We start from the raw sequence: 231 nt of genomic DNA, 5'->3' as shown, positions 1-231 counted from the left end.
TGACGCCCACTCACGCTGCCGCTTCTCGAACTCCTGCTTCTTGCGGTCGTTCAGACGAGTGCGGGCCTGATTGAACCGCGACCACAGCCGGTCATTGTCGGCCTTCTCGCACGGGCCGATCCGCTTCCACTCATCACCGAGCTTGCGCATCTGGTCCGATGCCGACCGCAGATCGGATGAGTTCGCCAACGACTCCGCCTGCGAGACCAGCCGCTCCTTGGCGGCCTTGTT

The 231-nt window shown here is 63.6% G+C and carries 1 protein-coding gene; it reads right to left on the bottom strand.

The window, feature by feature from the left end:
- A partial coding sequence (locus M3G03_RS12815) for a DUF349 domain-containing protein (RefSeq protein WP_259810522.1) occupies positions 1-231 on the bottom strand: 231 nt, incomplete at both ends.

The sequence above is a fragment of the Aestuariimicrobium sp. p3-SID1156 genome (assembly GCF_025144225.1).
Lineage (GTDB): Bacteria > Actinomycetota > Actinomycetes > Propionibacteriales > Propionibacteriaceae > Aestuariimicrobium.
The sequence above is the reverse complement of the archived record's forward strand: the minus strand, read 5'-3'. Positions and strand labels throughout refer to the sequence as shown.